Source organism: Campylobacter sp. JH32 (genome assembly GCF_017846535.1).
Lineage (GTDB): Bacteria > Campylobacterota > Campylobacteria > Campylobacterales > Campylobacteraceae > Campylobacter_D > Campylobacter_D coli.
Genome location: NZ_JAEQBS010000004.1, coordinates 1 through 20,856, shown reverse-complemented (window position 1 = coordinate 20,856; position 20,856 = coordinate 1). Strand labels below are relative to the sequence as shown.

Genomic DNA, 20,856 nt, shown 5'->3' with positions numbered 1-20,856 from the left:
TTTAACCTTTAAGATAAGAAATTATGTTTAATTATAGCAAGTTAAAGTTTTTTTGCTATATTTTTACAAAATAAATAATGGAAAAAGTATGGAATTTTGGCAAAATATTTATTCAAATTTTGATGTTGTGGCTTTTAGTGTTTTAGGGTTTAAAGTACATTGGTATGGAATTATGTATGTTTTAGCCTTACTTTTAGCCTTACTTTTAGCGAAATTTTTTGTAAGAAAATTTAAGCTAGATATCGATGAAAAACGCTTAGATAGTTATTTTATTTGGGTGGAAATTGGCGTGATTTTAGGAGCAAGACTTGGATATATTTTAATTTATGATGCACACACTATGTATTATATTACTCATCCTTGGCAAATTTTCAATCCTTATGCAAATGGTGAATTTGTAGGCATTCGTGGTATGAGTTATCATGGTGCGATTATAGGATTTTTGATAGCTACTTTTTTATTTTGTAAAAAATACAAAGAAAATCCTTGGAAATTTCTTGATTTGGTGGCTTTGAGTGTACCTTTAGCTTATGTTTTTGGTCGTATAGGAAATTTTTTAAACCAAGAGCTTTTTGGACGCATTACCGATGTATCTTGGGGTATTTATGTGGAGGGAGTTTTAAGACATCCATCACAACTTTATGAAGCCTTTTTAGAGGGAGTTGTGGTTTTTATTGTTATTTATCTGGTAAAAATGAAACAAAAATTTCAAGGTGAACTTATTCTTGTTTATGCTTGTGTTTATTCTTTGGCGCGTTTTGTATGTGAATTTTATCGTGAACCAGATTTTGGTTTAGGCTTTATTTTTTGGGGTATGAGCATGGGACAAATTTTGAGTTTGCTTATGTTTGTAGCAGCCTTGTTATTTTATATTTGCATAAAGTTTAAAAAAGTAAATATTTAATGTGTATTAAAGGCTATTGTACTATAATGAAGAGATTTTTTAAATTTCTTTCTATAAAGGAGTGAAGATGAGTGAGCTTATCGAAGGGTATTTGGGTAAGAGCATTGATGGCAAAAAAAGTAAAATGCCTGCAAAGTTAGATTTTATCCAAAGTGCTTCTGGGCTTTTTCTAGGTCTTTTCATGTGGGTACATATGGTTTTTGTATCTACTATCTTGGTGAGTAAGGATTTTTTTAATTCCGTTGTCCATTTTTTGGAATTAAAATTCATTTATAACGATCCAATGATGAGTTATATTACCTCGTTTTTAGCTGCCTGTGTTTTGGTGGTGTTTTTTGTGCATGCTTTATTGGCTATGAGAAAATTTCCTATTAATTTTCGCCAATACCAAATTCTTAGAACTCATGCTAAAAAAATGAATCATGGTGATACTTCATTATGGCTTGTTCAAGCATTTACAGGTTTTGTAATGTTTTTCTTAGGCTCTGCGCACTTGATTTTTGTTATCACAAATGGAGATAAAATTTCTGCTGATATGTCAGGTGATAGGGTGATCAATCATTTTATGTGGCTTTTTTATATCGCACTTTTAATCTGTGTGGAATTGCATGGTAGTATAGGGCTTTATAGACTTTGTGTAAAATGGGGCTGGTTTGAAGCAAAAGATGTTAAAGATATTCGCAAGAGTCGTAAAAAACTCAAGATGGCAAAATGGATAATCAGCATTTTCTTCTTGGTTTTAGGAGTTTTAAGTCTTGCAGCATTTGCGAAAATTGGATTTGAAAACTATCAAAGTCAAACAACTGCAATGGTAAAAACTTATAATGGAGCAAATTATGAATATTCAATATAGTGATGCTTTAGTAATAGGCGGAGGTTTGGCAGGCCTTAGAGCTGCAATAGAGGTGGCAAAAAGTGGTCAAAGTGTAACACTTTTAAGTATTTGTCCGGTAAAGCGTTCGCACTCTGCTGCGGTGCAAGGAGGTATGCAAGCTTCTTTAGGAAATGGTGCTAAAGGTGAAGGTGATAACGAAGATTTACACTTTGCAGATACAGTAAAAGGAAGCGACTGGGGTTGTGATCAAGAAGTAGCAAGAATGTTTGCACAAACTGCTCCAAAAGCCGTTCGCGAACTTGCTTCTTGGGGGGTTCCTTGGACTAGGGTAACTAAAGGACCAAGAACAGTTGTTATTAACGCACAAAAAACTGTAATCGAAGAAAGAGAAGAGGCTCATGGACTCATCAATGCTCGTGACTTTGGTGGAACTAAAAAATGGAGAACTTGTTATATAGCTGATGCTACAGGCCACTGTATGCTTTATGGCGTAGCTAATGAAGCTATCAAACATCAGGTAAAAATTATCGATAGAATGGAAGCGGTTAGAGTTATCCATGATGGCAAAAAATGCTTAGGTGTAATTGCAAGAGATTTAACTAATGGGCAACTGATTGCTTATATTGCAAGAGGAACAATGATAGCAACGGGTGGTTATGGTAGAATTTATAAGCAAACCACAAATGCGGTTATCTGCGAAGGAACAGGTGCAGCTATAGCTCTTGAAACAGGACTTTGTAGACTTTCAAATATGGAAGCTGTGCAATTTCACCCAACGCCTATTGTCCCAAGTGGAATTTTACTTACTGAAGGGTGTCGTGGAGATGGTGGAATTTTACGTGATGTGGATGGATATCGTTTCATGCCTGATTATGAACCAGAGAAAAAAGAACTTGCAAGCCGTGATGTGGTAAGTCGTAGAATGATGGAGCATATTAGAAAAGGTAAGGGTGTAAAAAGTCCTTATGGCGATCATTTGTGGCTTGATATTTCCATACTTGGCCGTGCACATGTAGAAAAAAATCTTCGTGATGTGCAAGATATTTGCAAAACTTTCAATGGTATTGATCCTGCTGATGAAGGTCCAAAAGGTTGGGCTCCAGTTTTACCTATGCAGCATTATTCTATGGGTGGCATTAGAACAAAACCTACAGGCGAGAGTCAATGGTTAGATGGTCTTTTTGCTTGTGGCGAGGCAGCGTGTTGGGATATGCACGGATTTAACCGCTTGGGAGGAAATAGCTGTGCTGAAACCGTTGTTGCAGGTATGATTATAGGGGATTATTTTGCAGATTATTGTAAAAATAATGGTGAAGTTATCGATACAAATATAGTAAAAGACTTTTTAACAAAAGAATACCAATATTTAAAATCTTTAGTAGATAAAGAAGGTAAATATTCTGTTTTTGAAATCAAAAATAGAATGAAAGAAATCATGTGGGATAAAGTAGCAATCTTTAGAACAGGTGAAGGCTTAAAAGAAGCTGTTGATGAGCTTGAAAAACTTTATAAAGAATCTCAAAATGTAAAAGTACATTGTAAAGAGCTTGATTGTGCAAACCCTGAGCTAGAAGAAGCTTATAGAGTTCCAAGAATGCTTAAAGTTGCACTTTGCGTAGCTTATGGAGCGTTATTAAGAACTGAAAGTCGTGGGGCGCACTATAGAGAGGATTATCCAAAAAGAGATGATTTGAACTGGATGAAGAGAACTTTAACTTACTGGGTAGAGGGCGAAAGCTTGCCTCGTGTTGAATACGATGAACTTGATATTATGAAAATGGAAATGCCACCTGCATTCCGTGGGTATGGTGCTAAAGGTAATATCATAGAAAATCCTTTAAGTGAAAAGCGTCAAGCTGAAGTTGATGCAATCCGCGAAAAAATGGAAGCTGAAGGTAAAAATCGTCACGAAATTCAGCACGCTTTAATGCCTTATGAATTACAACCAAAATATAAAGCGCTAAATCAAAGAATAGGAGTGGATTATGAGTAGAAAATTAACGATAAAGGCGTTTAAATATAATCCTTTAAGCAAAATTTCAAAACCTCATTTTGTAACTTACGAGCTTGAAGAAACTCCTTTTATGACAGTTTTTGTGTGCTTGACTTTAATCCGCGAAAAAATGGATGCGGATTTGAGTTTTGACTTTGTTTGTCGTGCAGGGATTTGTGGATCTTGTGCAATGATGATTAATGGTGTGCCAAAGCTTGCTTGTAAGACTTTAACAAAAGATTATTCTGATGGAGTTATCGAGCTTATGCCTATGCCTGCATTTAGACATATTAAGGATTTGAGTGTCAATACAGGCGAGTGGTTTGAGGATATGTGTAAGCGCGTTGAAAGTTGGGTACATAATGAAAAAGAAACCGATATTTCAAAAATTGAAGAACGCATAGAACCTGAAGTAGCAGAGGAAACTTTTGAGCTTGATCGTTGTATTGAGTGCGGAATTTGTGTGGCTTCGTGTGCAACTAAGCTTATGCGCCCGAATTTTATCGCAGCAACAGGGCTTTTAAGAACAGCTAGATATTTACAAGATCCGCACGATCATAGAACAGTTGAAGATTTCTATGAATTAGTGGGCGATGATGATGGTGTTTTTGGATGTATGTCTTTATTAGCTTGCGAAGATAATTGTCCTAAAAATTTACCTTTACAAAGCAAAATTGCTTATATGAGAAGACAACTTGTTGCTCAAAGAAATAAATAATATTTTCCCCTTAAAAAGGGGAAAATTATGAAAGAATTACTCCAAAAACTCTGGCAAAATGAACTCCAGCTTTTAGATTTTAATGCAAGCTTTAAAGATAAAAATATTCTTGATGTTTCCGAACTTGCTATTATATTGAGTGTTAATAAGGATAATTATGAAAGATATTTTCTCTTAAAAGAATTTAGCAATATTTGTAAAAAAATTGATTTAAGAGTAGATATTTTTAGCATTCAAAAAGCTCAAATTTGTGTTTTAAATATGTTTAGGGAGGGTTTTATACCTAAACAAGATTTATTAAAAGCCTTGCGAATTTTGCAAAAAATTTCAAACAATGCTGAAATTTTAGAATATATACAAAATATTCAAGTTCAAAGTATCGATAAAAAAGCTTTGTTTCAAAGTGGTTTTAATGAGCTTAATCATATCAATATGGAACTTAGTCAATTGAGTTTTGATGAAAATAGCAAAATAAGACTTCAAAAGACTTTAGAGAAATTTCAAAAATTAGAATTTAATATAGCTATAACAGGTGTTATGAATTCAGGAAAATCAAGCTTGCTTAATGCGCTTTTAAAAGAGGATTTTTTGGGGGTTTCTAATATCCCTGAAACCGCGAATTTGACTTTATTAAGCTATGGCAATACTCAAGAGGCCGTGATTTATTTTTGGGATACTCAAGAATGGGATAATATATTAAAAAGTTCCAAATTTAGCAAGGAGCTTAAAGAATTCATCGATGAGCTTGCTTTAAAAATCGATATTAAAGAATATGTTCAAGATAAGGCTTTAACACAAAAAATCAATCTAAAGGAGCTTAAAGAGTTTAGTTCTGCTAAAAACCAAATTTCTGCTCTTATTAAGAAGATAGAAATCAAAAGCAATTTGGAATTTTTAAAAAACAATATCTCTATAGTGGATACTCCAGGACTTGATGATATAGTCGTGCAAAGAGAAATTCTAACTAATGAGTATCTTAAAGAAAGCGATTTTTTAATCCATCTTATGAATGCTTCTCAAGCTTTAACACAAAAAGATGCTGAATTTTTAATCCATTGTTTATTGAATTCTCGGCTTAGCAAATTTTTAATTGTCCTTACCAAGGCGGATTTGTTAAGCCAAAAAGATTTAGATGAAGTGATAAATTACACCAAAGAAAGTCTTAAGGCTAGACTTGAAAATTTTGACACGCATTTGATAGAAAAGATAGATTTTTTATGTGTAAGCGCAAAAATGGCAAGTGATTTTTACAAGGGTTTATCTTCTGAAGAAAGCTTTAAGAAAAGTGGCATGAAAGAATTTGAGGAATATCTTTTTAATGAGCTTTATTCTGGAGAAAAAAGTAAAATTATTTTACAAGCCTATAAAAAAGAATTGCTTTTAGAGCTTAGAAATATTTTAAATGAATATGAAATACAAAACAAGCTTATAAAAGAAGACGGGCAAGGCTTAAGCGAAGAAAATGATAAACTTTTATTGGAATTTAAGGCTAAAGAAGAAGCGCTTAAGGAGGCAAAAGAAGAGATTTCAAATTCGATTTTAAATCTTGAAAATTTTGAAAATGGGGTGGATAATCTTGTTTTATTATTGGCTAAAAAGCTCAAAGAGCGTTTGATTGATGAGATTAAATATCTAAAAGATAAAGCCCAAAAAATTAACATTAATCGTATTTTAAATATGATAGATATCACGGTTAAAGATGGTATTAATGATATTTTAAGAGAAGTTAAATTTGAAAATATTAAAAAAATAGAGGAATTAAAAACAAGTTTGGCTTTAAAATATGATTTCTTAAAAGATGATTTTGACAATGGATTTGAAGGCTTTAAAGATGAAATTTCTAAAAAGATAGAAAATATTTTTAGTGATGAAAAATTTGCATTGTTAAGACTGCAAATCGAGCAAATTATCTCTACCAAAGTCGATTTATTTGAGCTTGAAACAAAATTAACAGAAGTGATTTTTAGCACTTTTGAAAGTTTTAATATAGGTGCTATATTAAAGGATTTGGATATCAATGGCGCCTTTTTTGCTTTCTTGAATGAAAGAATGAAAAATTATGAAGTATTGCAAAAAGAAAAGTTAGCGAGTATTGAACATTTAATCAATAATCTTAAAAATCAAAATGCTGACATTTTATTTTCTTATGAGGGAAATTTGGAAAAAATTGCAAAATTACAACAGCTTGAAGTGGAGCTTATGAATGCAAATTAATATTTTAAATCATTTTATAAAGGCTTATGAAGATGCCTATAATATAGATTTTGATAAAAGTTTTGAAGGGCAAATTAAAATGTTGTGTAAAAAACTAAATGAGCCTTTCATGCACCCAAGCTATAATCTTATTCAAGAGCTTGAAGAATTGAGTTTTTCTTTAGATAAAAATATTAATATTGCTATCATAGGACAATTTTCAAGTGGAAAATCAACCCTTTTGAATTTAATCCTAAAAAAAGAATGCTTGCCTACTGGAGTAGTGCCTGTTACTTTTAAACCCACTTTTTTGCGTTATGCGGATGAGTATTTTTTAAGAGTTGAATTTCAAGATGGAAGTGATGAAATCACTCATATAGAGGAGTTGGCAAAATACACAGATCAAAGAAATAATGTAAAAGAAACAAAAAGTTTGCATATTTTTGCACCCATACCTTTGCTTAAAAAAATCACCCTAGTGGACACTCCAGGGCTTAATGCTAATGAAGATGATACTTTAACCACCCTAAAGGAGCTCCAAAATATCCACGCGGCAATTTGGTTAAGTTTGATCGATAATGCAGGAAAAAAGAGCGAAGAAGATGTTATAAAGGCAAATTTGGAGCTTTTGGGTGAAAATAGCATTTGTGTGTTAAATCAAAAAGATAAGCTTAGCGCTCAAGAATTAGAAAATGTGTTAAATTATGCCAAAACAGTTTTTTCTAAATATTTTAAAGAATTAATTGCCATTTCTTGCAAGGAAGCAAAAGATAAAACAAAATATGAAGAATCTAATTTTAATCTTTTGTTAGATTTTTTAGATAACTTAGATGAGAAAGCCTTAAAACAAAAATTTACAAAGAGAAAAATGCTTCATTTATGTCAAGTTTTAGAGGATGAAAATAGGCTTTTTGTGGATATTTTTGATAAGCTTGCAAATCAATTTCAAATTTATCAAGAGAAATTAAATTCTTCTTTTGATGATTTTATAAAAGAAGTTCAAATTTTAAATCATCAAATTTTAAATAAGCTTAAAAGCATTGGCGAAAGAATTGCGAGTGAAATTTTTAATTGCATTAAAGAAAAAGAGGCTCATTTTTATAAAGAAGCCAAGGGATTTTTGAAAAAAGATTTGTATGTAAAATACGATTATAAAGCTCCTTTTATTTCGAGCGATGATGCTTTTTTGGCAATGTTTTACAACAGCGATATAATGAATAAAGAATTTAAAAAAATCAAAAATGAAATTTACGAATCATTTGAAAAAATAAAACAAAAATTGAAAGATTTTATAGACAATTTAGAAAAAGACATTTTGCTTTTTAAAGCTGAATTTTCAAATATACAAAAAGATAATATCTTGCAAAGCGATAAAAATTTTAGCGAACTTAGGGTTTTTTGCAATGCAAGCGATGAGTACTTTTTAAAAGACTTTAAAGAGCTTTTATTTAAAAGTTTGCTAGAGTTGGATTTATTTTTTGAAAAGTTAAATCTCAAAGCTTTTGCAAATTATGCAAACGCTACAAAATTAAGCTTGGCATTTTTCAGTAGAAAAATCAATGAAAGTCGAGTTCTTTATGAGCTAGATAGTTCCGAATTTACGCTTTTTTATCCTAAAAAGAGTGAAATTTATGAAAGGGTTTTAACTGAGCTTAATGCTTATGAATTTGAAGCTTTGCTTATCAATAAACCGATTTTAGTAAAAATATCTAATCATTTTTTAGAACAAAATACAAATATAATTCAAGAAAAAAATAAAATTTTAGACTTAAAAAAAGTAGAATTACAAAAACGCAAAGAGCAAATTTTAGAAGTCAGAAGTGTATTGAAGGAAAATTTATGAGGATATTTTTCATTTTATCTTTATTTTTTCACACTCTTTTTGCTGTGAATGATTTAGATAATGCTTTAAGGCTTTATGAGGGAAATAAATTTGTAAAAGCATATGAAATTTTTGAAAGACTTTGCGAAAAAGACAATGCTAGAGCTTGCTTTTCTTTAGCCTATATGAATGAAAATGCTCAAGGAGTTGCAAGAGATTTTGATAAAGCGTATAAATTTTATGATAAATCCTGCAAACTCGGTTTGGCTAAGGCTTGTTCTAATATGGCCTTAACCTTACAAGATCTAGGTTATGTTAATGAATCCCTTTTGGCATTTAACAAGGCTTGTAATTTAGGTGAATCTTCAAGTTGTAATCATATGGGTTTGGTTTATGAAGATGAAAAAGATGGTCAAATGGCTACGCATTTTTATAAAAGATCTTGCGATTTAAAAGACGCTAGAGCTTGCTATAAATTAGGCTTTTTGTATGAAAGAGGAGAGCTTGTAAGGCAAAATCTTAAATCAGCTTTGGCTTTTTATTCTAAATCTTGTACTTTAGGTTTTGCAGAGGCTTGTTATTTGATCGGACGTTATTATGAGCTTGAGAAAAAAGATTTGAAAAAGGCTAAGAGATATTTAGGTATGGCTTGCGATAAAAAACACCAAGAAGCTTGTGCTGCTTATAGAAAGCTAAATTCTCAAGATATAGAAATTTATTAAAATGTCATCAAAAATATTTTAAGAAACTAAACTAAAATTGATTGGATTATTTTGTGAATTTTGTTGATAAATTTTGCCAATGAAATTTTTAAAGTCTTTGTTTGCTTGTGTTTCTTCGAAATTATCTTTAGAATCTTGATTATTTATATCAAGATTTTCTTGCTTTTCTTCGTTTTCTTCTTTTTTCTCTTGTGCTTCTTGCGCTTTAAGTTTTGTTGCTTCAGCTCTTGCTTCAAATTCCATTTTTAGAGCATTTGCAGCGACTTTATAATCTTGCGGACTAGGATCAGCAGGCGCCATGGCTGCTGCAACGACTTGACGCGCATTGGCGATAGTTTCTTCAGGTGTCCTTCCTTTTTGCATTCTTATAGGAACTTCACCTGCTGTGGCATACATTTGATTATCAGGTCCTCTTGTGTAGCTAAAGCTTGCAGCTCCAGCTAAACCACCTCCAGCGGCTTGATGTGCTGCTTCGTGAGCTTTTACATTTCTGTCTATACTTTGAAGCTCACGCACTTGTTGTACTTGTTGTATGGTAAGTTCAACGCCATTTATCATTTGAGTTTGTTCATTGTTTTGTTTTGAGTCTTTATTTTGTGAGTTTGTATTTTCTGTATTTTCTTGTTCGGCATTATTTTTTTGTGTTTTATCATAATAAGAGGAATTGCTAGCATAGTTGTAATTTAAGCCAATTTGCATTTTTCCTCCTTTATTTTTTTGTATATTTTAGACAATATTAACGCATTTTGACTTAAAATTTTGATAAATTTTGTAAAATAACAATCAATACAATTTTAAAGGAAGATTAATGATTTATGAGAATGACTTGATTTATATCGAAAAAGAGGAAGCTCAAGTGCCATGGATTAAAATTTTTACCAAGCAAGTTTATAAAGAATTTAGCGATTGTCCCTATGAACTTCAAAAAGAAATTTTTGACAAAATTTTGCGATGTGAAAAGGCTATGATAGAATTTTACAAACCTGAAAAAATCAATATTGCTTCTTTTGCAAACTATGTTCCAAGGGTACATTTTCATATAATGGCGAGATTTAAAGAGGATGCTTTTTTTCCAGAATGTATGTGGGGCAAGCAGCAAAGAGAATTAAAAGACTTAAATTTGCCTAGTTTTGATGAATTTGTGATTTTTCTTAAAAATAAAATGGACTAAAATTATCATTAATGGTTGATTGTTTTTTGTTTATTAGAATTCTTTTTACATAAAAATACAAAAAAAGGAAAAAAATGAAAAAGATTTTATTAAGCTCTCTTGTTGCAGCTTCTTTGTTGAGTGCAGGTTTATTTGCTAAAGAATATACTTTAGATAAAACTCACACTGATGTAGGTTTTAAAATTAAACATTTGCAAATTAGCAATGTAAAAGGAAATTTTCAAGATTATGATGCGGTAATTGACTTTGATCCTGCAAGTTTTGAATTTAAAAAACTTGAAGCAACAATTAAAGTAGCATCTGTAAATACAGACAATCAAACAAGAGATAATCACTTACAACAAAATGATTTTTTCAAAGCAAAACAATTCCCTAATATGACTTTTGTAATGAAAAAATATGAAAAAATCGATAACGAAAAGGGTAAAATGACAGGAACTTTAACCATAACAGGCGTTTCTAAAGATGTGGTTTTAGATACTGAAATCGGCGGTACAGCTAAGGGTAAAGATGGAAAAGAAAAAGTAGGTTTTTCTTTAAATGGTAAAATCAAACGCTCTGATTTTAACTTTGCGCCAGGTACTTCAACTATTACTTTAAGTGATGATATTAATTTAAATATCGAAGTTGAAGCGAACGAAAAATAATTTTTTAGTCTAAGAGTCTTGCTCTTAGACTTTGTAAATTTTTATCCAAATTTTCTTCACTTTCTTGCCAAATCAATTTAAAATCCGGTTTAAAATTTTCATTTTCTAAATTAAATTCCGTGTTTTTCAAGGTGGATTCTAAAAAAGCAAGATGATTTAAAGCTTGATTTTTATCATTAAAAATTAAAATAAAATCATTTTCTACGATAAAAATTTTTGCTCTAAAGCGTTTTAAAATTTTTGCAATTTGTTTTAAAATGAGTTTGGTATAGCTTTCTTTAGTATCTTTTAGTTCATTAAAATGAAGCAAGGCAATGATATAGTTGTTTTTTCCTTTTGTAAAGCGTGTAAGGCTTTTTTCATTGGGTAGCTTTGTTAAGGTGTCAAAAAAAGCTAACCTATAAGCGTAATTTAAAAGATAAAAACAAAAAACCAAACTTGCAAATTCAAAATATCTTATTCCTGTTCCTTCTTGGAATAAAAACTGAAAATATGCAGCAAAAAATGCGATAAGAAGATAATATTCTTTAGTTTTAAAAGTTTTGATAAAAATGAGTATTAAGCCGACTAAAAAAAATAAAAATCCTAATTCACTCACAGGTTTAAAAAAATTTAATGTAATAAAATGGAATTCTAAACCAGCGCTATTGAAAGTAGTATTTCTAGGTAAAATGATGCTTAAAATGCCTATAAAAATAAGGGTTGTAATTGAGGCGATATTTTTTTTATTTAAAATTAAAACATGATGTTTTCCAAGGCAAAATAGAGTAAAAATCATAGGTAAAAACAAAGCCACAAATAAATTAGCTTGAAAAAAACTTGTATAAAAATAAGGCAACTTAGCTCCTAGTAATACTAAAGTCAAAAAGAAAATTTTTGAATTTTTAAAGTAAAAGGATAGCACAAGAGCTGAAATTTCAAAAATAAAACTCAATGATATTAAAAAATCTAATAAAAACATTTCAAATCCTTGATTTTAATAAAAGTGATAATTGTATAGAAAAAAGCTTAAAAGCGGATTTTATTTAAATTTAGCAATTTCATCTTGTATGGTTTGTTCTATATGAAGCAATTCTTCATGAGTTTTTTTGCTATTTTCTAAAAGTTCATCAAATTTAAAGCCAAGCATAACAATACGATATAAATTGGGTTTGTATTTTCTCCAATTATATAAAGTGCTAACATCAATGTCTAGTTCATATGCCATATCACGCTTGCTCTTTTTTGTCATTTTTTACCTCAAAAATTTAGCCTTTAAAAAATTTTACATTAAAATTTCTTTATTAAAAACACTTGAAATATTCAATCTTTTATATAAAATATATTTAATATTTCAATATTAATTAAGTTATAGTATGGAATAATAGTTTTTATAAAATTTTTATTTAAGGAGAATTACATGGAAGGTGCAAGTGGCGGGTCTATTTTTGTAACAATATTATTGTTTGTATTATACATGTTGCCCGCTATTATTGGTTTGAGCAGAAAGTATTCTAATTGGCTGATAATTTCTTTGCTAAATTTGTTTTTTGGTTGGACTATTATTGTTTGGCTTGTTTGTTTAATATGGTCTTTTACGGGAAGTTTTAAGCAAACTATTATTATTAAAGAAAAAAATGAGAAATAGGAGAAAAAATGACAAAATTTTTAAGCATTTGTAGTTTAATTGCGATGTTGTTAAGTGGTTGTGGAAGTGATTTTCCTGGACAACCTAGCGATGTGGCTAGAGTTCAGCAAAACAAATATCCAAATGGAAATTTAAAAGAAGAAATTCCCTATAATAAAGATTCAAGAATACATGGGTTAAAAAGAGCTTTTTATGACAATGGTCAGCTAAGAGCTGAAGAAAATTATAAAAATGGAAAAAAAGATGGAATTAGCAGGGAATATTCTAGAAATGGGCAATTACTTGAGGAGGTGCATTTTAAAGATAATCGCGGATATGGTGATTTTGCAAGCTATTATGAGAATGGAAATATGAGAGCAAAGGGAAAACTACTTGGCTATAATGAAGATGGTATGCCAGAATTTGAAGGTAATTACAAGGAATATTATGAAAATGGAACTTTAATGTGTGATTATAATTTTGATAATAAAGGTAAATTTGATGGAGTACAAAAGCGTTATGATGAAAATGGCGCCTTAGAAGACGAAGAAAATTATAAAAATGGACTTAAAAATGGAGTCTTTAGAGAATATAAAAAAGGGGAGATTGTAAGAGAAGAAGAATATAAAAATGGTATTTTAGTAGCAAAACCTAAAAATTAGAGGAGTTTAGATATGTTTAAAAAAGTAATTTTATTTTTCTTAATGGGGTTTGCCTTGCTTCAGGCCAACTCATTAGACAAATGTGATAATACGGCAGTTGTTTCAAATCTTAAAGAAAAAATTCCTAGTGAAATTTTTAAAAATCTTTATGAATTATCCGGACTTAAAGCCCAAGGGATTGATTATGAAGATTATGCAAAAGGCCTCAAAGAAATAACCAAGCATGATGGAATGGTAAATTACACTGATATGATCGAAATTAATTCCATTTCAAATTTTGATCTTAATTTTGATTCTTGTATGGCTACGATTAATGCTGCATTAAAAGGGGAACAGAGAAAAGGTCTTTGGAGTGTTGTTTATAAGGTTTCTAACATAAATCAAGTGAAAATTACAGATATAACTTATATCAATGGAGATTTCCAATAATATTTTTATTAAAGTAAGTCAATAGAATTAATTTCATGACTTACTAATATTTTATACTCAATTAATTTCAAGTCTTTTTTTGATACAATTTCTTAAAAATTTTTATAAGTAAAAAATTTAAGGAAAATCATGGTTGAAGTAAAAAATCTTACTATGCGTTTTGCAAATCAGCTTTTATTTGAAAATGTTAATTTAAAACTTGTTCGAGGACAAAGATACGGACTTATCGGTGCTAATGGTGCGGGAAAATCGACTTTTTTAAAAATTCTTTCAGGAGAAATTGAGTCAAATAGTGGTGAAATAGTATTTGATGAAGGTTTAAAAATTGCAGTTTTAGGACAAGATCAATTTGCTTTTGAAAACTACACCATCAAAGATGCAGTGATGTGTGCAAATAAGCGTTTATATGAGGCCTTAAAAGAAAAAGAAAAGCTTTATATGAGCGAGGAATTTACTGATGAGATCAATGAGTGTTTAGGTGAGCTTGAGATAATAACGGCTGAAGAGGATCCTAATTATGATTGTGAAACGCGTTGTGAGAAAATTTTAAGCTCTTTAAAAATCAAAGATTTTGATGCTTTGATGAGCACCTTGCAAAGCGCAGACAAATTTAAAGTCTTGCTTGCGCAAGTATTGTTTTTAGGAGCAGATGTACTTTTTTTAGATGAGCCTACAAATAACCTTGACTTAGAAGCGATTTCTTGGCTTGAAAATGAGCTTTTAAGACATGAGGGAACCTTGGTGGTGATTTCTCATGATAGGCATTTTTTAAATAAAATTTGTACAAGAATTTTGGATGTGGATTTTAAACAAATTCGTGATTTTGCGGGAAATTACGATGATTGGTATATGGCTTCAACGCTTTTGGCAAAACAAGCTGAACTTAAGCGCGATAAAACTTTAAAAGAAAGAGAAGAATTAGAAAATTTTATCCGCCGTTTTAGTGCGAATGCTTCTAAGGCAAAACAAGCTACAAGTCGTGCAAAGGCTTTGGAGAAATTGGAGCTTGAAGAGATTAAAATTTCAAGTCGCAGGGATCCAAGTATAGTTTTTAGAACAAATCGTGAAATAGGAAATGAAGTTTTAGAGCTTAAGGGTATTAGTAAGGCTTATGATAAAGAATTGTTTTCAAATTTAGAATTAAAAATCGAAAAAAATGACAAAATTGCTTTAATTGGTGCAAATGGTGTAGGCAAGTCAACTTTGGCTAAAATCATTGCCAATGCTATTGCTCCTGATAGCGGTTCTATACACCTTGGAGCGACTATAGAACTTGGATATTTTCCCCAAGATACAAGTAATTTAATTTGTGAAAATTTGAAACTTTACGAATGGCTTATGAGTGAAAAATTCAAAGATTTGGATGAAATTCGAAAGTGTTTAGGTAGAATGCTTTTTAGTGGTAGTGATCAAGAGAAAATGGCAGCGAGCTTAAGCGGAGGGGAAAAACATCGTTTAATGCTTTCGCGTTTGATGCTAGAGCGCCCAAATTTTTTACTTTTGGATGAGCCTGATAACCATTTGGATCTTGAGAGTATCATAGCCCTTGGTGAAGCTTTATATAATTTCAAGGGTGTTGCACTTTGTATAAGTCACGATAGGGAGCTGGTTTCTGCTTTTGCTAATCGTATTTGGCACTTAAAAGATGGAGAACTGACTGATTTTCGTGGAACTTACCAAGAATTTTTAGGAGAAAATGATGGCTAAATTTAGAATTCAGTATAGCGCAGGCTTTGGACATTTTACCCAAAATCATAAAGGCTTTGGACCTACTATTTATATAGAAGAAGTAGTGGAATTTGACAATGGTAAGGATTATTTTGATTATATAGATTTTTACAATACTTATTCAAAAAGCGATGATACTTATTTTCATATCAGTTTTTTAGAAGATAGACCTTTAAGCGACAAAGAAATCACCATACGCAATGAATATCGTAAAATACGCGATGAAAATTGCAAGAGAGCAAAAGAAGAATTTATAAGAGATAATGAACTTGATGTGGAGCATTTACCAACTCATGGTGATTAAGGAACACTTTTTGCTTGTATAGTTTTTGCATATTTTGAAAGGAGAAAGCTATGCAAGTAAGTTATAAAACTATTAGCTCATATGAATATGATGCGATTAGTGGTCAGTATAAGCAGGTGGATAAGCAAGTAGAAGATTATTCTTCGACTTCTGATTCTGATTTTATGGATATATTAAGTAAATTAGAGGAAAATTCGGGTATTTCTAGTACGGAAGAAAATTTACAAAACAATACCCAAAGTTCAAATTCTAATTCCTCTCAATACGCACAAATGTCAAGCATGTATGCTTATCGTTTTAGGCAAAACGAGGGCGAACTTTCTTTAAAAGCTCAAAGTGCGAGTGTGCATAATGATCTTTTAAATCAAAATGCAAATGGACAAAATAAAGACAGTAGTCTTTTAGGTGATTTACTTAACGCGATTTAAATTAAAGCCTCAAACGAGGCTTTAAGATAGATTATAATTTCTCTATTTCAAAAGGTGTAAATTGGGCGCAAAAGATTTCAAACTTTTGCTCTTCCTCTTCGTTTAAATTTAAGCTTAAAATCACTTTTTCATTTTTAAAGTCTCGCTCAAATTCCAAAGAGTGAGTTCTTAAAAAATGTTCGAAGCGATTGAGATTTTTAAAATCTATGGCAATTTTGATATTTTTTTTAAATTCAAAAGTTAGCAAGGAGGCATTGTTAATCGCTGCATTTGCCGCGTCACTATAAGCTCTTACAAGTCCTCCTGTCCCAAGTTTGGTGCCACCAAAATATCTTACAGTGATGACTGCAGTGTTGACAAGATCATACCCTCTTAAAACATTTAAAGAAGGTATGCCTGAAGTGCCCTTAGGCTCGCCATCATCACTTTTATCTTCTATGATTTGATTGTATTCATTTAAAGTTCGATAAGCATAAACAAAATGAACGGCTTTGGGGTGTTCTTTTTTTAAATTTACAAGCAAATTTTTAAAATCTTTAAAAGGGCAAAGATAGGATAAAAAAGTAGATTTTTTAATTTCAATTTGTGCTTGAAAAATTTGATCAATTGTTTGCATTTTCGCCTTTTTATTTGGTATTATGATTAAATAAGGTAAAATATAATGTATTAATAAAATTTTTAAAAATATACTATAATTTTACAAAAATTAAGGAAAGAAATGTCAAAAACAAGTCAAAAATTTATGAATTCATTCAAAAGTTATAAAAGAAATAAAATGGGGTGTTACAAGGTTGGCTTTTTATAAAAATATTTTTATTTTATACATTAGGCATGGGATTATTTTTTGAAATTTGCATCAGTTGATATTTTAAGTTTAATTTTGTAAAATCAAATTTATGGAAAAAATCAAAAATTATAAGCTTATTATTCTTTTACTTGCTTTTGATTTACTTGCTTTGCTTTATGGAATTTCAACCCTTAGCATTAGTGTTGATGAGGCTAAAATTTATTTTGAAGAAAAAGGAAGTTTTCTTTTTTTTAATCATAGTTTGCTTTATTATCTCACACATTTTGGAACTTTTGTTTTTGGACAAAATGACTTTGGTTTAAGAATTCCTATTTTATTTTTTCATTTTTTAAGTTGTATTTTACTTTATATTTTGGCTTTAAAATATACAAAAACTCATTTTGATAGCTTCTTATCTCTTTTGCTTTTTGTATTGTTGCCAGGAACGGTTGCAAGTGCTTTGTTGGTAAATGAAGCCTCTATAGTGATTTTTTTAACGCTAGCTATAATTTGTGCGTATGAATATGAAAAAAAATGGATTTTTTATCCGCTTTTGATTTTAGCTTTATTTGTAGATAAGTCTTTTAATATTTTATTTTTAACCTTTTTCTTTTTTGGAATTTATAAAAGAAATTCTTTTTTATTGACTTTGGCCCTTGTACTTTTTGGTTTGAGCATAAGCTTTTATGGTTTTGATACAGGTGGGCGTCCAAGAGGATATTTTTTGGATACTTTGGGAATTTTCGCCGCTTGTTTTTCGCCGCTTGTTTTTATTTATTTTTTTTATGTAGTTTATCGTTTAACTTTTAAAGAGCAAAAAAGTTTACTATGGTTTTTAATGAGCGTAACCTTTATTTTTTGTTCCTTGCTTTCTTTGAGGCAAAAGCTTTATTTGGAGGATTTTTTGCCATTTTGTGTGATTTGCACTCCGCTACTTATTAAAACCTTGATGGCAAGTTATAGGGTGCGTTTACCGCAATTTAGATTAAGATATAAAATTTTTATAGAATGCTCTATCATTTTTTTACTATTTTGTTATTTTGTTATCATAGGAAATCAAATTTTATATTATTTTGTTTCTGATCCAAAATATAATTTTGCTAATAACTATCACCTTGCTAAAGAATTAAGCAAAGAGCTTAAAAAACAAGAAATTTTTAAATTAAGAGTTGGCACATCTTTGCAGCCAAGATTGAAATTCTATGGTATTGAAGATAGTAATACTTTTTATCTAAAAAGTATTAAAAATAAAGACCAGCTTGATAAAAATAAAAAAAATATTACAATAAAGCTAGGAAAATTTGAAAAAATTTATCAAATCCAAAGATACTAGTGATGCTTTTACGCTTTTTGAGCTAGTTTTAGTTGTTTTAATCTTAGGCCTTGTGATTTCCATAGCACAAATCAATCTAAAACAAGATAGACTCATGCAAGGTGCAAAGCAAATTCTTAATGACATACGCTATGTAAGAACTTTAGCAATGACTCAAGAGAGTTTTAGGGATTTGGAATTAGCAGTGGCAAAAAGAGAGTGGTATAAAAGTAGATGGCAATTATATTTTATCAATTCAGCAGCAACAAATTATGAGCAAACTTATACGATATTTTTAGATAAAAATGGTGATGGAAACGCTAATTTAGGAAAAACTGAAATCAATATTGATCGTGAAATTGCTGTAGATATTATAAACCCCAAAAAATTAATGAATTCAGGACAAAGTGGAGTTATTGATAAGAGCGATAGTAAGACTACTCAAAGATTTAATATTTTTAAAAAATTTGGTATAAAAAAAGTAGAATTTAAAGGTTCGTGTAGGGGTTCTACAAGGATAGTTTTTGATGAAAGAGGAAGATTATATTCTCCTTTGCGAACTTCTCAAGGTGTTTATGATAAAAATTTAGCTAAAACTAATCAAGACTGTGTCATACGCTTAAGCTCAATACAGGCAAATCAAATTTGCATTATAGTCAATCCGCTTAGTGGTTTTGCTTACATACCTAAATTTCAAGATTTTAACAAGCAAATGATAATGATAAATGGTGTACTTTCTCAATGTTCTAAAATTTAGAATGCTTTAATTTTTAATATAAATTTGCTATAATTTGAATGCAAATATTAAACAAAGGAGAAAATAATGAATCGATTAGGAATTTCAGCAAGATTGTATTTCAGTTTTGCTTTGATTATTTTTATTATGCTGTTTATAGCTGTTTTTTCAATAGCTAAAGTGAATTTTTTAGATAAAACTCTTACAACAGCAACAGGGGAAAACGCTTTGATTTCTCGTCAAGCGATTAATTTTAGGGGAAGTATCCATGATAGATCAATTTTAATTCGTGATGTCGTTTTAGTACAAGATCAGGAGGACTTAAGAAAAACTTTAGCTCAAATACAAAAATTGGAAAAAGATTATGAAGAAGCTGAGCTTATTTTAAATGATATTGTAGCTAAGGGTGGTGGTGATTCAAATGTACGCTCTATGATGGAGGATATTGCAAAAACTAAGAAAAATACCGTGCAAATTTATCAAAAGATTATTGACGCAGTGGTGAAAGAAAATGATATTCAATCAGCAACTAAAATGGTTTTAGATTCTGCTAGACCAGAATTTATTTTATGGTTGGCTCAAACAAATAAATTGATTGATTATCAAGAGTTAGCCAATCAAGAATTAACTCAAATAGCACTTTTAGAAAGTAAATCTTTTCAATTTATCATGATGAGTATCATTATAATTGCTTTAATTATTTCTATGGTTATTGCTTATTTGATAGTGAGATATATTAAAAAATCCGTAGGTGGTGAACCAAGAGATGTAAATAGAATTATCACCGAAGTTGCTAATGGAAATTTAACACAGCCAATTCATATAGAATATAAACAAAGTATACTTTATTCTATTTCTAGAATGCAAAATCAATTACGAAATATAGTCCAAAAAATGATTACTATTTCTAATGAGTTAAACCACAAAGCTGATTTGGTGGTAGGTCGTATAAGTGAAACTGAAAAGGCAGTGATTTTTCAAGGCGAAACTTCTAGAGAATCTGCTCTTAAAATTCGAGAAATCAGTCAAAAAACACAAAATGTTTCCAAAATGGCTCTAGAAACAGAAGAAAATTCAAAAAATACCACTCAAGTTTGTCAGAATAATAAAAAATATGCCGAGGATACAGCTTCTCAAATGGAATATATCGCAAGCAATTCTTCTAGAGTTTCTCAGCAAATTGCCTTGCTTAGCGAACATGCTAAGAATATAGGAACAAGTACAGAACTTATTAGCGAGATTACAGATCAAACTAATTTACTTGCTCTAAACGCAGCCATAGAAGCTGCTAGAGCGGGAGATGTAGGTAGAGGTTTTGCCGTCGTTGCTGATGAAATTCGTAAATTGGCTGAAAAAACAGGCGGGGCAACAGATCAAATTGCTATAATTAACAAACAAATTCAAGAAGAAACGATAGCAACAGTAGGCGTTATAGAAGAGTCTATACCATTGATTTCTCAAGGTAAAAGTTTAAGTGAAGAGGTAAGAGATAGTGTGGATTTAATCTACAAACAAGCTAATGACAGTCTTTTTAAAGCACAAGAGGTAAATCAAGAGGTAGCCGCTCAAGTAAAATTAATGGAAGAAATTGAAGAAAAAATTATAACAGTGGCAGATATTTCTTCTAAAACTCAACAAGCGGTTAGTGAAAATAAAAATGCAATGACAGAACTAAAAAATATTTCGGATAATCTTCAAGCTGAAATAGCTATTTTCAAGCTCTAAGCACCTATAACCCCCAACCACCCAAAAATAAGGCTAAATTTCTAGCCTTATTTAATCCTCCTTTAAGCTTAATTGGTTATACTTTCATTTCCTTTTTCAGAAAAGGACTTAAGATCTTTAAATTATAGTCTAAA

Annotated in this window: 22 protein-coding genes; 18 read left to right on the top strand and 4 right to left on the bottom strand. The window is 30.5% G+C overall.

Annotation, left to right across the window (positions count from 1 at the left end):
- Positions 1 to 88: 88 nt before the first annotated feature.
- The 7 genes from lgt (at position 89) to KAR67_RS03730 (ending at position 9,187) form a co-directional block, all read left to right on the top strand.
- Positions 89 to 904: a prolipoprotein diacylglyceryl transferase gene (gene lgt, locus KAR67_RS03760; protein ID WP_002778382.1), complete on the top strand. Its 816-nt coding sequence runs from the start codon at positions 89 to 91 to the stop codon at positions 902 to 904.
- A gap of 67 nt (positions 905 to 971) precedes the next feature.
- The gene (locus KAR67_RS03755) at positions 972 to 1,757 is read left to right on the top strand and encodes a fumarate reductase cytochrome b subunit (protein ID WP_002778384.1); all 786 of its coding nucleotides are present in this window, start codon (positions 972 to 974) and stop codon (positions 1,755 to 1,757) included.
- Positions 1,741 to 3,732: a fumarate reductase flavoprotein subunit gene (locus tag KAR67_RS03750; protein ID WP_002783123.1), complete on the top strand. Its 1,992-nt coding sequence runs from the start codon at positions 1,741 to 1,743 to the stop codon at positions 3,730 to 3,732. Before KAR67_RS03755 ends, KAR67_RS03750 begins: the two co-directional genes overlap by 17 nt.
- Positions 3,725 to 4,450 (top strand): fumarate reductase iron-sulfur subunit, encoded by a 726-nt coding sequence (locus KAR67_RS03745; protein ID WP_002778387.1) that lies wholly within the window; start codon positions 3,725 to 3,727, stop codon positions 4,448 to 4,450. Before KAR67_RS03750 ends, KAR67_RS03745 begins: the two co-directional genes overlap by 8 nt.
- A gap of 27 nt (positions 4,451 to 4,477) precedes the next feature.
- A complete protein-coding gene (locus KAR67_RS03740) occupies positions 4,478 to 6,664 on the top strand; it encodes a dynamin family protein (RefSeq protein ID WP_002834028.1) in 2,187 nt (728 codons plus the stop codon).
- Entirely contained in the window at positions 6,654 to 8,486 is a 1,833-nt protein-coding gene (locus tag KAR67_RS03735; protein WP_131235553.1) for a dynamin family protein, read from the top strand. The genes KAR67_RS03740 and KAR67_RS03735 overlap by 11 nt, the downstream gene beginning before the upstream one ends.
- Complete coding sequence (locus tag KAR67_RS03730) at positions 8,483 to 9,187, top strand: tetratricopeptide repeat protein (RefSeq protein WP_002780734.1); 705 nt, start codon at positions 8,483 to 8,485, stop codon at positions 9,185 to 9,187. Before KAR67_RS03735 ends, KAR67_RS03730 begins: the two co-directional genes overlap by 4 nt.
- Positions 9,188 to 9,205: 18 nt before the next feature.
- Here the strand turns inward: KAR67_RS03730 and KAR67_RS03725 are convergent, their stop codons facing one another.
- A complete protein-coding gene (locus KAR67_RS03725) occupies positions 9,206 to 9,886 on the bottom strand; it encodes a putative metalloprotease CJM1_0395 family protein (protein WP_002780736.1) in 681 nt (226 codons plus the stop codon).
- 109 nt (positions 9,887 to 9,995) lie between these two features.
- Between KAR67_RS03725 and KAR67_RS03720 the strand changes: the two genes are divergently transcribed.
- Positions 9,996 to 10,358, top strand: coding sequence for an HIT family protein (locus KAR67_RS03720; RefSeq protein WP_002778398.1), 363 nt, complete (start codon positions 9,996 to 9,998; stop codon positions 10,356 to 10,358).
- A 74-nt stretch (positions 10,359 to 10,432) separates the two neighbouring features.
- Positions 10,433 to 11,005 (top strand): YceI family protein, encoded by a 573-nt coding sequence (locus KAR67_RS03715; RefSeq protein WP_002789646.1) that lies wholly within the window; start codon positions 10,433 to 10,435, stop codon positions 11,003 to 11,005.
- Positions 11,006 to 11,009: 4 nt separating this feature from the next.
- Here KAR67_RS03715 and KAR67_RS03710 read toward each other — a convergent pair whose 3' ends face one another.
- Together KAR67_RS03710 and KAR67_RS03705 are read right to left on the bottom strand one after the other, a co-directional pair.
- The gene (locus KAR67_RS03710; protein ID WP_002778400.1) at positions 11,010 to 11,966 is read right to left on the bottom strand and encodes a membrane protein; all 957 of its coding nucleotides are present in this window, start codon (positions 11,964 to 11,966) and stop codon (positions 11,010 to 11,012) included.
- 60 nt (positions 11,967 to 12,026) lie between these two features.
- A complete protein-coding gene (locus tag KAR67_RS03705) occupies positions 12,027 to 12,236 on the bottom strand; it encodes a transcriptional regulator (RefSeq protein ID WP_002778401.1) in 210 nt (69 codons plus the stop codon).
- A 168-nt stretch (positions 12,237 to 12,404) separates the two neighbouring features.
- On the opposite strand from KAR67_RS03705, the gene KAR67_RS03700 reads away from it, so the two are divergent.
- The 6 genes from KAR67_RS03700 (at position 12,405) to KAR67_RS03675 (ending at position 16,162) form a co-directional block, all read left to right on the top strand.
- Positions 12,405 to 12,632, top strand: coding sequence for a superinfection immunity protein (locus KAR67_RS03700; protein WP_002809842.1), 228 nt, complete (start codon positions 12,405 to 12,407; stop codon positions 12,630 to 12,632).
- A gap of 8 nt (positions 12,633 to 12,640) precedes the next feature.
- Positions 12,641 to 13,273 (top strand): toxin-antitoxin system YwqK family antitoxin, encoded by a 633-nt coding sequence (locus tag KAR67_RS03695; RefSeq protein ID WP_002818736.1) that lies wholly within the window; start codon positions 12,641 to 12,643, stop codon positions 13,271 to 13,273.
- A 12-nt stretch (positions 13,274 to 13,285) separates the two neighbouring features.
- Positions 13,286 to 13,702 (top strand): hypothetical protein, encoded by a 417-nt coding sequence (locus KAR67_RS03690; protein WP_057040052.1) that lies wholly within the window; start codon positions 13,286 to 13,288, stop codon positions 13,700 to 13,702.
- Positions 13,703 to 13,831: 129 nt separating this feature from the next.
- Complete coding sequence (locus KAR67_RS03685; RefSeq protein WP_192801059.1) at positions 13,832 to 15,409, top strand: ABC-F family ATP-binding cassette domain-containing protein; 1,578 nt, start codon at positions 13,832 to 13,834, stop codon at positions 15,407 to 15,409.
- A complete protein-coding gene (locus KAR67_RS03680; protein ID WP_004284883.1) occupies positions 15,399 to 15,734 on the top strand; it encodes a hypothetical protein in 336 nt (111 codons plus the stop codon). Before KAR67_RS03685 ends, KAR67_RS03680 begins: the two co-directional genes overlap by 11 nt.
- 50 nt (positions 15,735 to 15,784) lie before the next feature.
- The gene (locus KAR67_RS03675; protein ID WP_002778419.1) at positions 15,785 to 16,162 is read left to right on the top strand and encodes a hypothetical protein; all 378 of its coding nucleotides are present in this window, start codon (positions 15,785 to 15,787) and stop codon (positions 16,160 to 16,162) included.
- A 31-nt stretch (positions 16,163 to 16,193) separates the two neighbouring features.
- On the opposite strand, the gene KAR67_RS03670 is transcribed toward KAR67_RS03675, so the two are convergent.
- A complete protein-coding gene (locus tag KAR67_RS03670; protein ID WP_002778421.1) occupies positions 16,194 to 16,778 on the bottom strand; it encodes a YigZ family protein in 585 nt (194 codons plus the stop codon).
- Between the two features lie 280 nt (positions 16,779 to 17,058).
- Between KAR67_RS03670 and KAR67_RS03665 the strand changes: the two genes are divergently transcribed.
- From KAR67_RS03665 to KAR67_RS03655, 3 genes are all read left to right on the top strand, one after another.
- Positions 17,059 to 18,282, top strand: coding sequence for a glycosyltransferase family 39 protein (locus KAR67_RS03665; protein ID WP_002783096.1), 1,224 nt, complete (start codon positions 17,059 to 17,061; stop codon positions 18,280 to 18,282).
- The gene (locus KAR67_RS03660) at positions 18,251 to 19,018 is read left to right on the top strand and encodes a hypothetical protein (protein ID WP_002778424.1); all 768 of its coding nucleotides are present in this window, start codon (positions 18,251 to 18,253) and stop codon (positions 19,016 to 19,018) included. The genes KAR67_RS03665 and KAR67_RS03660 overlap by 32 nt, the downstream gene beginning before the upstream one ends.
- A 66-nt stretch (positions 19,019 to 19,084) precedes the next feature.
- Positions 19,085 to 20,722 (top strand): methyl-accepting chemotaxis protein, encoded by a 1,638-nt coding sequence (locus KAR67_RS03655; RefSeq protein WP_192801058.1) that lies wholly within the window; start codon positions 19,085 to 19,087, stop codon positions 20,720 to 20,722.
- Positions 20,723 to 20,856: the final 134 nt, after the last annotated feature.

Coding starts and splice junctions, on each gene's coding strand:
- lgt (WP_002778382.1), top strand. CDS start 89: ATGGAATTTTGGCAAAATATTTATTCAAATTTTGATGTTGTGGCTTTT.
- KAR67_RS03755 (WP_002778384.1), top strand. CDS start 972: ATGAGTGAGCTTATCGAAGGGTATTTGGGTAAGAGCATTGATGGCAAA.
- KAR67_RS03750 (WP_002783123.1), top strand. CDS start 1,741: ATGAATATTCAATATAGTGATGCTTTAGTAATAGGCGGAGGTTTGGCA.
- KAR67_RS03745 (WP_002778387.1), top strand. CDS start 3,725: ATGAGTAGAAAATTAACGATAAAGGCGTTTAAATATAATCCTTTAAGC.
- KAR67_RS03740 (WP_002834028.1), top strand. CDS start 4,478: ATGAAAGAATTACTCCAAAAACTCTGGCAAAATGAACTCCAGCTTTTA.
- KAR67_RS03735 (WP_131235553.1), top strand. CDS start 6,654: ATGCAAATTAATATTTTAAATCATTTTATAAAGGCTTATGAAGATGCC.
- KAR67_RS03730 (WP_002780734.1), top strand. CDS start 8,483: ATGAGGATATTTTTCATTTTATCTTTATTTTTTCACACTCTTTTTGCT.
- KAR67_RS03725 (WP_002780736.1), bottom strand. CDS start 9,886: ATGCAAATTGGCTTAAATTACAACTATGCTAGCAATTCCTCTTATTAT.
- KAR67_RS03720 (WP_002778398.1), top strand. CDS start 9,996: ATGATTTATGAGAATGACTTGATTTATATCGAAAAAGAGGAAGCTCAA.
- KAR67_RS03715 (WP_002789646.1), top strand. CDS start 10,433: ATGAAAAAGATTTTATTAAGCTCTCTTGTTGCAGCTTCTTTGTTGAGT.
- KAR67_RS03710 (WP_002778400.1), bottom strand. CDS start 11,966: ATGTTTTTATTAGATTTTTTAATATCATTGAGTTTTATTTTTGAAATT.
- KAR67_RS03705 (WP_002778401.1), bottom strand. CDS start 12,236: ATGACAAAAAAGAGCAAGCGTGATATGGCATATGAACTAGACATTGAT.
- KAR67_RS03700 (WP_002809842.1), top strand. CDS start 12,405: ATGGAAGGTGCAAGTGGCGGGTCTATTTTTGTAACAATATTATTGTTT.
- KAR67_RS03695 (WP_002818736.1), top strand. CDS start 12,641: ATGACAAAATTTTTAAGCATTTGTAGTTTAATTGCGATGTTGTTAAGT.
- KAR67_RS03690 (WP_057040052.1), top strand. CDS start 13,286: ATGTTTAAAAAAGTAATTTTATTTTTCTTAATGGGGTTTGCCTTGCTT.
- KAR67_RS03685 (WP_192801059.1), top strand. CDS start 13,832: ATGGTTGAAGTAAAAAATCTTACTATGCGTTTTGCAAATCAGCTTTTA.
- KAR67_RS03680 (WP_004284883.1), top strand. CDS start 15,399: ATGATGGCTAAATTTAGAATTCAGTATAGCGCAGGCTTTGGACATTTT.
- KAR67_RS03675 (WP_002778419.1), top strand. CDS start 15,785: ATGCAAGTAAGTTATAAAACTATTAGCTCATATGAATATGATGCGATT.
- KAR67_RS03670 (WP_002778421.1), bottom strand. CDS start 16,778: ATGCAAACAATTGATCAAATTTTTCAAGCACAAATTGAAATTAAAAAA.
- KAR67_RS03665 (WP_002783096.1), top strand. CDS start 17,059: ATGGAAAAAATCAAAAATTATAAGCTTATTATTCTTTTACTTGCTTTT.
- KAR67_RS03655 (WP_192801058.1), top strand. CDS start 19,085: ATGAATCGATTAGGAATTTCAGCAAGATTGTATTTCAGTTTTGCTTTG.